The following is an 11,336-nucleotide window of genomic DNA, read 5'->3' as shown; positions in this document are numbered from 1 at the left end:
AGTGTCGGGGCCGGTGTGCTGCCTACCATGCTGCCTGCGCCGCATACGGCGGGGTTGAACGCCCGGGAACGTGAACCGGCCACGACAGCGACCCGCTGACCTGGCAATGGGGGAGCCGGTCGGGTGGTACGGGGCGGCTGTCGTGGCCGGTGGCCGGAATTCCGGTCAGACCGCTTCGGCGGTCTCCGGGAGCTGCTGGGTGAGCAGGTCGGTGAGCGTGGCGACCTCGGGAATGTCGCCGAAGTCCCTGGCAGCGGTGTCGACGGTCTTGCGGAGCCTGGTGTTGACGCGCTCCGACCTGACCTTCTTGGCGACGCGCAGGGCCTGGGTGGCCAGCACGGTCGACTGCTCCGGCTCGCGCTTGAGGAGATGCACGGTGGCCATGCCGATGAGGTTGAGCGCGTAGGACCGCTGGTGCTCGTCGTCGTCGCCGAAGAGCTCGACGGCGCGGGCCATGACGGGCTCGGCCAGCGAGGCGTAGGTCGGGCTGCGGCCGGCGACATAGGCCAGGTCACGGTAGGAGTGGGCGTTCTCCCCGTGCAGTTCGGCATCCGAGAAGAAGCGGATCCAGTCGGGCTCGGGCTCGTCGTCGAGCGTGGCGTCGACGAAGGTGTCCTCGGCCATCCGGACGGCCCGCTTGCACTTGCTCGGCTGGCCCATGTTCGCGTAGGCGCGCGCCTCCATCGCATACAGCATGGCCTGGGTCCGCGCGGTGGCGCAGTCACGGCTGCCGTACTGGGCGAGGTGGATGAGTTCGAGCGCGTCGTCGGGCCTGCCGAGGTGGATCATCTGGCGGCTCATGCTGGAGAGGATGTACGAACCGAGCGGCTTGTCGCCCGCCTCCTTGGAGGCGTGCAGGGCGAGCACGAAGTACTTCTGGGCGGTGGGCTGGAGGCCCACGTCGTAGCTCATCCAGCCCGCGAGCTCGGCGAGTTCGGCCGCGCAGCGGAACAGCCGCTTGGAGGTGGCCTCCGGCTGCGGTTCCTGGAGCAGGTCGGTGACCTCGTGGAGCTGGCCGACGACGGCCTTGCGGCGCAGACCGCCGCCGCACTGGGCGTCCCACTGGCGGAACATCGCCGTGGTGGACTCCAGCAGGTCGAGCTCGGGGCCGGAGAGCTTGGAGGGGCGGCTCTGCCCGGCCGGCCGCTCCGGATCGGTCCGGCCGGGTGCGACGGGCACCAGCCAGCGCTGCATCGGCTCGATGAGGGTGGGACCCGCGGCCAGGGCGAGGGAGCTGCCGAGGAAACCGCGACGGGCGAGCATGAGGTCGCTGCGGGAGAACTCGCTGAGCAGCGCGACGGTCTGCGGGCCCGCCCAGGGCAGGTCGACCCCGGCGACGGAGGGTGCCTGGTGGGCGGCGCGCAGTCCGAGGTCCTCGACGGCGACGACGGCGCCGAAGCGCTCGGAGAAGAGTTCGGAGAGGATGCGCGGGATCGGTTCGCGCGGCTGCTCGCCGTCGAGCCATCTGCGCACCCGGGAGGTGTCGGTGCTGATGTGGTGGGCGCCGAGCTGGCGGGCCCGCCGGTTCACCTGGCGCGCGAGCTCGCCCTTGGACCAGCCGCTCCGGACGAACCACGATCCCAATTGCCCGTTGGGGCGCTTTCCGGCATTCGCCTCGCCTGCGCCGCTGCCACTCACGGATACGCCCCCATCCCGCCGAAATCTGTCGCGCGAACCTCTATCAGAATGCCGTGCCTCCGTGCTGCCTGTACGAGTGTCGAACACCTGGGACAGATCACCGGGTTGCCCGGGGCATAACCACGCGCACATGCAATTGCAGGTTCGGGTACCGACGGTAATCCTACGATCACCGCCGCCGCCAGGGTGTTGCGGAAACGCCACCATTCGCCACCCCTTCGGATGAACCCGTTCGACACAGACCGCGATTCACTTGACAGGCCGCGATCAGCAGTCGGGCGGAGTGAAGCATTCGGGGGCGCGGGAGTCGCGTCACGCACCTCGGTGTCACCACCTCGTGCGCCTGGGTGTCGCCGGCGACGGCCGAGGACGTCCATGACTCCGGGTCGTAACCACCGGTGAGTCGGACCCGTTGGAGGGGGCATGGGCTTCACGATCGGCGGAATCCGCGAGATGCGGTCCGGCACGCGGCGGCGCGGCCGTGCGGCCGGGGCGACCGCGGTGGCCGAGTACACAGGACTCTGGGGCTGGGCGGTGGCTCCGGGCGCGCGCGCCGCGGACGGCGCCTGCTCCTGCGGCGACCCCGCGTGCGCGGCCCCGGGCGCGCACCCGCTGGACTTCGCCCGCGAGGTGCCGCCCGGCGCCACGCTCGGCATGGCGGCGGACACCTGGGCCGAGGTGCCGGGCGCCTCGATGCTGCTTCCGGTGGGCCGGACCTTCGACGTCCTCGACGTCCCCGAGGCGGCGGGGCGGCGGGCCCTGGTGCGGATGGAGCGGATGGGGCTGCCGCTGGGCCCGGTGACGGTGACGCCGACGGGCCGTACACAGTTCTTCGTCGCCCCCGGGGCCTCGGCCGGACTGCCCGGGCTGCTCTACCGGATGGGCTGGGACGACGCGGATCTGGATCTGCGGGCGCTGGGCCGGGGTGCGTACATCACGGCTCCCCCTTCGGACCTGGGCGGCCTGGGGCCGGTCCGCTGGCTGCGTCCGCCGCTGCCCGGCGCCGCCGCCACTCCCCCGCAGGCAAGGCTGCTGCTGGGCACGCTGGCCTACATATGCCACCGCTGGTGAACGCGGAAGGGCGGTGACCCCTTCCGGGTCCACCGCCCTTCCGCGTTCACGGCCGTACGTCCGTCAGTCGCCGATCAGCGCGTCGACGAAGGCGCCCGGCTCGAACGGGGCCAGGTCGTCCGGTCCCTCACCGAGGCCGATGAGCTTCACCGGGACGCCCAGCTCGCGCTGGACGGCGATGACGATGCCGCCCTTCGCGGTGCCGTCCAGCTTGGTGAGGACGATGCCGGTGATGTCGACGACCTCGGCGAACACCCGCGCCTGGACCAGGCCGTTCTGACCGGTCGTGGCGTCGAGGACGAGGAGGATCTCGTCGAGCGGGCCGTGCTTCTCGACGACCCGCTTGACCTTGCCGAGCTCGTCCATCAGACCGGTCTTGGTGTGCAGCCGGCCGGCGGTGTCGATGAGCACCACGTCGGCGCCCTCGGCGATGCCCTCCTTCACCGCGTCGAAGGCGATCGACGCGGGGTCGCCGCCCTCGGGCCCGCGCACCGTACGGGCGCCGACGCGCTCGCCCCAGGTCTGGAGCTGGTCGGCGGCGGCGGCACGGAAGGTGTCGGCGGCGCCGAGCACGACGCTGCGGCCGTCGGCGACGAGCACCCGGGCGAGCTTGCCCGTCGTGGTCGTCTTGCCGGTGCCGTTGACCCCGACGACCATCACGACGCCGGGTGTCTCCTCGCCGCCCTCCGTCTTCACGGCACGGTCGAAGTCCGGGCCGAGCAGGGTGACGAGCTCCTCGCGCAGCAGCGTGCGCAGCTCTTCGGGCGTACGGGTGCCGAGGACGCGGACCCGCTCACGGAGCCGCTCCACCAGCTCCTGGGTGGGGGCGACGCCGACGTCGGCGGTGAGGAGGGTGTCCTCGATCTCCTCCCAGGTGTCCTCGTCGAGGTTGTCGCGGGACAGGAGCGTGAGCAGCCCCTTGCCCAGGGAGTTCTGCGAACGGGCGAGCCGTGCGCGGAGCCGCACCAGGCGGCCCGCGGTGGGCTCGGGGACTTCGAGCTCGGGGACCTCCGGCTCGACGACGACCGGGGTCTCCTCGACGGGAGTCCCGGCACCGGGGAGACCGGCGTCCTCGATGGTGCGCCGCGCTTCGTCGCGCGGCGCCTCGGCTTCGTCGCCGACATGGGGTTCGGCGGGAGGAGTGATGGTCGGCGTGCTCGACGGTGCCGAGGGCGGCAGCTGCTTCTTCTTGCGGCTGCTGACCACGAGCCCGCTGATCAGGCCGACCGCGACCAGGGCGATGACTACAGCAAGGATGACGATTTCCATAACGCGTCCAGTATCGGCCACCGCCGTGGTCCGGGCACGGTTCCGTGGGACGGCGAGCGGGACACATGGGCGGTATGCCACGTTTGGGGGTAAAGGTACGCTGCTGCCCGTGGAGAACCGCGGCCTGGATCCCGTCCCCGACGCCGAGCGCAGCGGCCGTGTCCGCACCCTCTTCCCCACCTGGGTGACGGCCAACATGACCGTGCTGCTGCTGACCGTCGGAGCCGGGCTCACCGTCCTCAACGGGCTGAATCTCTGGCAGGTGCTGGCCGTGGGGTTCCTCGCCCCCGTGTTCGCCTTCGGACTGGTCGGCCTCGTGTCGATCGCGGGGAAGCGCGGCGGCGCGCCCGGCATGGCGCTCTCACGGGCGGTTTTCGGACAGCGCGGCAATCTCTTCCCCGGGGCCGTGCTGTGGGTGGCCCGCTGGGGCTGGGAGACGGCCAACGCGGTCACGGGCTCCTACGCCCTGCTGGCCGTGCTCGATCTGCTGTTCGGCATCCGTATCACCCACACCCTGGTCCTGGTGACCCTGACGGCCTTCGTCGCCGCGAGCTTCCTCGTGTCGGGGCTCGGCATCCGGGCGCTGCGGGCGTGCTCGCGCGTCTCCGTGTGCCTCTTCGGCGGCGCGAGCGTGCTCGTCCTGGTCCATCTCATCGGCGCGACGCCGTGGCGGTCCGTCGTGGACCGGCCCGCGGGAACCGCGTCGGGGATGATCGCGGGCATCGGGACGCTGGCCGCCGGGGGCATCAGCTGGGTGCCGTCCGCCCCGGACTTCGCCCGTTACCTGCCGCGCTCGGCGTCCGGCCGGGCGATGGTCGTGGCGACCACGTGCGGGGCCCTGGTCACCGTGCTGCCGTTGGTGACGATGGGCGCGCTGCTGGCCGTGGAGGCGCCCGACCTGGCCGTCACCAACGACCCGGTGGCCTTCATCGGTGATCTCCTGCCGGGATGGATCTCGGTTCCGTACCTCCTGACCGCCGTCCTCGGCATGGTGCTGATCAACGCCATGTCCATGTACTCGGCCGGCTTCACCGCACAGACCCTCGGATTCGCGGTCCCGCGCGCCTGGGCCGTGGGGGTGAACGCGACGATCAGCCTGCTGCTCGGCGGGCTGCTGATGATGGTCGCGACGAGTTTCATCAGCACGTTCATGTCGTTCCTCGCCTTGCTGGGCGTGACCTTCTCCGCCTGGATCGGGGTCTTCGGCGTGGATCTGCTGAGAGGGCGTACGTACGACACCGATGCGCTCCTGGACACCACGGGCCGCCGCGGCTACTGGTACGCCGGCGGATACAGCGGGCCCGCCATGGCCGCCTGGGGCGCGGCGCTCGTGGCCGGCCTGCTCTTCACCGAGGTGGAGTGGTTCACCGGACCGCTCGCCTCCACCTGGACCGGCCGCCACGGCTTGGGCTGGGCGGCGTCGATCCTCGTCGCGGCGGGGCTGTACGCGGTCCTGCCGCGCCCCGCGGACGGGACCGGGCCCGCTCCGGCCCGCTTCTGACACCCCTTCCCCGGACGGCTGCCGCACGACAGGACGCTGCCCCGGCCGGGCATGGGCCTGGCCGGGGCAGCGGGTCGAGGAGAGGGGCAGCGGGGATTAGCCCATCTCCTCCAGCGCCTTGCCCTTGGTCTCCTTCACGAACTTGAGCACGAAGGGGATCGAGAGCACGGCGAAGCAGGTGTAGATGATGTACGTGCCCGACAGGTTCCAGTCGGACAGGCTGGGGAAGCTCGCGGTGATCGCCCAGTTGGCGATCCACTGTGCCGACGCGGCGACACCGAGGGCGGCGGCGCGGATGCGGTTCGGGAACATCTCGCCGAGGAAGACCCAGACGACGACACCCCACGACAGCGCGAAGAAGAGGACGAAGACGTGGGCGGCGACCAGTGCGACCGTTCCCTGCGTGGTCGGGAGCTTGCCGTCGACCAGATCCGCGGAGAAGGCCCAGGCCTCGAACGCCAGGGCGATGGCCATACCGGTGGAACCGACGAGGGCGAGCGGCCTGCGGCCCACCCGATCGACCAGGATCATGGCGATCACGGTGCCGATGATGTTGATGATCGACGTGGTGAACGAGTAGAAGAACGAGTCGGTCGGGTCGATGCCGACGGACTGCCACAGCGTCGCCGAGTAGTAGAAGGCGACGTTGATGCCGACGAGCTGCTGGAAGACCGACAGACCGATACCGACCCAGACGATCGGCAGGAAGCCGAAGCGGCTCCCGAGCAGGTCGCTGAACTTGGACTTGTGCTCACGGCGCATGGCCGTCTCGATCTCGTTCACGCGTGCGTCGAGGTCGATGTTCTTGCCCTCGACCTCTTCGAGGATCTTCCGGGCCCGGTCCCTCTTGCCGACCGAGATCAGGAAGCGCGGCGACTCGGGGATCGCGAAGGACAGCAGCCCGTAGAGGATCGCGGGCAGGACCATCACTCCGAGCATCCACTGCCAGGCCTCGAAGCCGGCGATCTCGCCGCGCTGGTCGCCGTCGGCGATCTGCAGGATGCCGTAGTTGACCAGCTGTGAGATCGCGATGCCGATGACGATGGCGGCCTGCTGGAAGGAGCCGAGGCGGCCTCGGTAGGCGGGCGGCGAGACCTCGGCGATGTAGGCCGGGCCGATGACCGAGGCCATGCCGATCGCGAAGCCGCCGATGATCCGCCACATGGCGAGGTCCCAGAGAGCGAACGGCAGTGCGGAGCCGACGGCGCTGATGGTGAACAGCACGGAGGCGATCTGCATGCAGCGGATACGGCCGATCTTGTCGGCGATGCGTCCCGCGGTGGCGGCGCCGATCGCGCAGCCGATCAGCGCGATGGCGATCACCTGGGCCAGCGTCCCCGACCCGATGTCGTAGCGGTCACGGATCGCTTCGACGGCGCCGTTGATCACGGAACTGTCGTAGCCGAAGAGGAAGCCGCCCATCGCTGCGGCTGCCGTGATGAAGATGACATGGCCGAGATGGTCCGGGTGGGCATCCCGGGCTCCGGACTCCGGTCCGCGCGCTGTGCTGGTCACATGAACTCCTGATACCTGGCCGCAACGTCAGGTGTGGGGGGTGAGCCCTCCTAGTGGCGCACAACTTCCAGCCGACCACCACTTGAAGGCAAAAACAACGTTGCTGAGATTATTCGTTCAAGTTTCGAAGTCAAGGCGCGATATGCGCCCAGGCGTCACTCACAAGTACCCAGGAGCACCCAAAAGGTGCGTCCAAGTGTTGAAGATTGAGTAAAGAGAATGTGACTGCCCCTCAGGCCGTCGGCCGAGGGCTCAGCGCAGCCGCTGGCTGATCACCTTGGAGACTCCGTCACCCTGCATGGAGACGCCGTACAGCGCGTCGGCGACCTCCATCGTGCGCTTCTGGTGCGTGATCACGATGAGCTGGGAGCTCTCCTGGAGCTCCTCCATGATCCGGATCAGACGCTGCAGATTGGTGTCGTCGAGCGCCGCCTCGACCTCGTCCATGACATAGAAGGGGCTCGGCCTGGCCTTGAAGATGGAGACCAGCAGGGCAACTGCCGTAAGGGATCGCTCGCCTCCGGACAGCAGCGAGAGCCGCTTGACCTTCTTGCCCGGCGGCCTGGCCTCGACGTCGAGACCTGTCGTGAGCATGTTGTCCGGGTCGGTGAGGATGAGGCGGCCCTCGCCGCCGGGGAAGAGCCGCGAGAAGACACCTTCGAACTCACGCGCGGTGTCCCGGAACGCCTCCGTGAACACCTGCTCGACCCGCTCGTCGACCTCCTTGATCACCTGCATCAGGTCGGCCCGGGTCTTCTTCAGGTCTTCGAGCTGCTCGGAGAGGAACTTGTGCCGTTCCTCCAGCGCCGAGAACTCCTCCAGGGCGAGAGGATTCACCTTCCCGAGTTGCTGATACGCCCGTTCGGCCGCCCTCAGCCGCTTCTCCTGCTCGGCCCTGACGAACGCCTTCGGCTGGTTGCGCGGGTGCTCCGGATCGTCCGGGAGCTCCTCGCCCTCCGCCGCGGGCGACGGGGGCACGGGCTGCTCCGGTCCGTACTCGGCGGCCAGGCCGGCCGGCTCGACGCCGAACTCCTCCAGCGCCCTGGCCTCCACCTGCTCCATACGCAGCCGCTTCTCGGCCCCCAGCACCTCGCCCCGGTGCACCGAGTCGGTGAGCCGGTCGAGCTCGCTCTTGAGGTCACGGCCCCGGCCGCGTTCGGCGGTCAGCTCCCGCTCGCGCTCGGCCTTGGCCGCCTCGGCCCTGGTCCGTTCCTCGTCCGCCCGTACGACGGAGACCTCGACGTGGGCGAGCAGCTGCCGGGCACCCGACGCCACGGCGGTGGCCACGGCGGCCTCGTGGCGGAGCCGGGCGCGGCGCTGCTCGGCGCGGGCGCGGGCCTCGCGTTCGGCGCGGGCCCCCCGGTCCAGGGCGTCGGCCCGCCCGGCGAGCGCCTTGACCCGTTCCTCGTGGGTACGGGCCTGGAGGCGCGCCTCCATCTCGGTCTGGCGCGCGTTGGCACCGTCGGCGGCGAGCCGGTCCCGTACGGAGGTGTCGGGCTCCTCCTCCACCGGGGTCTCCTCCGCGACCAGCAGCCGTTCCGCCAGTTCCTCGGCCTCCTCGGTGGCGCGCTCCAGCGCCTCCTGGGCACGGGCCGCGGAGGCGGTGCTGCGCTCGGCCTCCCCGGCGGCGCCCCTGGCCTGCCCGGCCAGCCGCCCCAGCTGCTGGGCGACCCCGGACTTCTCCCGCTCGGCGGCCCGGCGGCGCTCCCCGAGCTCCTCCACCCCTGCGGCGGACTCCGCGCGGCGCCCGGCCGCGAGGCGCTGCGCCGAGGCGAGCTCGTCGCAGCGCACGGCGAGCTCGGCCAGTTCGGCGGCCGCCTCGTCGACGGACGCCTGCACCTCCAGCAGGCTGGGCGCCCCGGCGGAGCCACCGTGCGCGAAGTGGGTGCCCAGCACATCGCCCTCGGCGGTGACGGCGGTCAGCCCGGGGTGCGCGGCGACCAGCTCCTCGGCGTCCTCCAGGGTGCCGACGACGACCATGCCGCGCACCAGCCCGCGTACGGCGGCGAGCAGTTCGGCCGGGCCGTGCAGCAGGTCGGCGACGGCGGGAGCGGCGCACTCACCGGGGGCGACGGCGGTCCGGGCCGCGGGCTGCGCGGCGCCGAGCCCGGTCCCGGAGACCGAGGGGCCGTATCCGGACCCGGAAACGGACGGGCCGTACTCGGCCCCGAAGTCCCCGGCACCGTACGTGTCGCCGTGCGCGGCCGTGCTCTGCGCAGGGCCGGGCACCGCGCCCTGCGCCCTCCCGGGGACGGTGCTCCGCTCCGGCCCGGGAACCGCCGGGGCCGCCGTGCCGTGCTCCGGTCCAGAGGTCTGGCCGGGCACCTGGCCGGCGGAGGCTTCGGCGGGCTCCGGCAGCGGCTCGGTTCCCTGCGCGGGCACCTGCCCGGTTCCCGTGCCGCTCGCCACCAGTGCCGCGCGCCCGGCGTCCTGCTTGCGCAGCAGACGGATCGCGTCCGCTGCGGCGGAGGGGTCCGTCACGGCGAGCGCGTCGGCCGCCGCGCCCAGCGCCGCGGCCACCGCGACCTCGTGCCCCGGGGCCACCGTGAGCAGTTCCGCGACCGGTCCGAGCAGGCCGGGGAGCCGGTCCCCCGCACCGAGCAGGGCCCCCGTGCCGTCCTTGCGCCGCAGGCCCAGCGACAGCGCGTCATGGCGGGCGGAGAGCGCGGCGCGGCTGCGTTCCGCCTCGGTGACCGCCTCCCGCGCCGCGCTCAGCCCCGCCTCCGCCTCGGCGAGTTCCCGCTTCGCGGCCTCGTGCCGCTCCGCCAGCTCGGCGTCGCCCGCGTCCAGGCCCTCGACCTCGGCCTTGAGCTGCTCGTACTCCTCCTGCGCCGCGACCGCCCGCTCCTGCGCCTCGTCCCGGGACGCGGCCAGCCGGTCGATCTCGGCCTGCGCCGAACCGGCCCGGCTCCGGGCCGCGTTGACCTGCCCGTTGAGCCGCGCGAGGCCCTCGCGCCGGTCGGCGATGGCCCGGGCGGCGTCCCGGAGCCTGCGCTCCTCGGCCGCCAACTCGCGTTCCAGTTGGCTGCGGTGGGCGGTGGTGTCCTCCAGGGCGTGCTCGGCCGCTTCGAGGGCGGCCTCCAGCTCCGCCTCCTGCTCGCGGATGCGGGCGGCCTCGCGCTCCATGTCCTCGGGGTCCCGCCCGCGCCGTTCCTCCTCGGGCGGCGCGGTGGCGCTCTTCACCCGGGCGTCGGCGAGCGAGATCGTGCCGCGTACCCGCTCGGCCAGCTGCGAGAGTTCGTACCAGGTCTGCTGGGCCCGCTGGAGGCGCGGCGCCAGCCGGCGCACCTCGTCCTCCAGGTCCGCCTCGCGGGCGAGCGCCGCCTTGAGTTCGGCCTCCGCCGCTTCCCTGCGCTGTTTCAGGGCGGCCTCGTCGGCGATCTCGCTGCGCAGCGCCTCCCGCAGCCGCACCAGGTCGTCGGCGAGGAGCCGCAGCCGGGCGTCACGCAGATCGGCCTGGATGACCGCGGCCCTGCGGGCCACGGCGGCCTGCCTGCCGAGCGGCTTGAGCTGGCGCCGCAGTTCGTCGGTGAGGTCCTGGACGCGGGCGAGGTTGGCCCCCATCGCCTCCAGCTTCCGCAGCGCCTTCTCCTTGCGCTTGCGGTGCTTGAGCACACCGGCGGCCTCCTCGATGAAGGCGCGGCGCCCCGTCGGGTCGGCGTGCAGGACGGAGTCCAGACGGCCCTGGCCGACGATGACGTGCATCTCACGGCCGATACCGGAATCCGAGAGGAGTTCCTGGATGTCGAGCAGCCGGCAGGTGTCCCCATTGATCTGGTATTCGCTGCCGCCGTTGCGGAACATGATCCGGGTGATCGTGACTTCGGCGTACTCGATGGGCAGCGCACCATCGGAATTGTCGATGGTCAGCGATACCTCGGCGCGGCCCAGCGGCGGCCTTCCGGTGGTCCCGGCGAAGATCACGTCTTCCATCTTGCCGCCGCGCAGGGATTTGGCTCCCTGTTCTCCCATGACCCAGGAGAGCGCGTCCACCACATTGGATTTGCCGGACCCGTTGGGACCGACGACACAGGTGATCCCCGGTTCGAACCGCAGGGTGGTGGCGGAGGCGAACGATTTGAAACCACGGAGGGTCAGGGCCTTGAGGTGCACGCCGCCGGACTCTACCTTTCACTCTCGGTTTCGCTGATGAAGGTGCAGGGCACATCAGACGGTAAGCGAAGAGCGACAGGCCGGTGACGGTCCAGGGGGGAAAGAAAGAAGGGACGCCGAGGCGTCCCTTGTGAATCTCGCGCGGCGCTGTGTGTACAGCCTTCCGCGCACAGCCTTGCGTGACGGATCGCGAGCGGACCGGATCACGAGCAATCCTCGGTGTTCCAGG

6 protein-coding genes are annotated in these 11,336 nt (G+C 71.4%); 2 read left to right on the top strand and 4 right to left on the bottom strand.

Translation table 11 applies throughout. The features are described 5' to 3' along the window. Positions 1-165: 165 nt before the first annotated feature. A complete protein-coding gene (gene nsdA / locus AMK10_RS06735) occupies positions 166-1,638 on the bottom strand; it encodes a transcriptional repressor NsdA (protein ID WP_073745725.1) in 1,473 nt (490 codons plus the stop codon). Between the two features lie 423 nt (positions 1,639-2,061). On the opposite strand from nsdA, the gene AMK10_RS06730 reads away from it, so the two are divergent. After that, positions 2,062-2,709 (top strand): bifunctional DNA primase/polymerase, encoded by a 648-nt coding sequence (locus AMK10_RS06730; protein ID WP_073745723.1) that lies wholly within the window; start codon positions 2,062-2,064, stop codon positions 2,707-2,709. A 63-nt stretch (positions 2,710-2,772) separates the two neighbouring features. On the opposite strand, the gene ftsY is transcribed toward AMK10_RS06730, so the two are convergent. Continuing rightward, positions 2,773-3,978, bottom strand: coding sequence for a signal recognition particle-docking protein FtsY (ftsY, locus tag AMK10_RS06725; RefSeq protein WP_073745721.1), 1,206 nt, complete (start codon positions 3,976-3,978; stop codon positions 2,773-2,775). 109 nt (positions 3,979-4,087) lie between these two features. Here ftsY and AMK10_RS06720 point away from each other — a divergent pair, with 109 nt between their 5' ends. Then, positions 4,088-5,479, top strand: a complete 1,392-nt coding sequence (locus AMK10_RS06720) for a purine-cytosine permease family protein (protein ID WP_073745718.1) — start codon at positions 4,088-4,090, stop codon at positions 5,477-5,479. A 96-nt stretch (positions 5,480-5,575) separates the two neighbouring features. On the opposite strand, the gene AMK10_RS06715 is transcribed toward AMK10_RS06720, so the two are convergent. Beyond that, a complete protein-coding gene (locus AMK10_RS06715) occupies positions 5,576-6,994 on the bottom strand; it encodes a sugar porter family MFS transporter (protein ID WP_073745716.1) in 1,419 nt (472 codons plus the stop codon). Positions 6,995-7,246: 252 nt separating this feature from the next. Continuing rightward, a complete protein-coding gene (locus tag AMK10_RS06710; protein WP_073745714.1) occupies positions 7,247-11,107 on the bottom strand; it encodes an AAA family ATPase in 3,861 nt (1,286 codons plus the stop codon). Positions 11,108-11,336 lie beyond the last annotated feature (229 nt).

This window comes from Streptomyces sp. CB02058 (assembly GCF_001905505.1).
Classification (GTDB): domain Bacteria; phylum Actinomycetota; class Actinomycetes; order Streptomycetales; family Streptomycetaceae; genus Streptomyces.
Note: the sequence above shows the minus strand (reverse complement) of the source record. Positions and strands in the feature narration are given on the sequence as shown.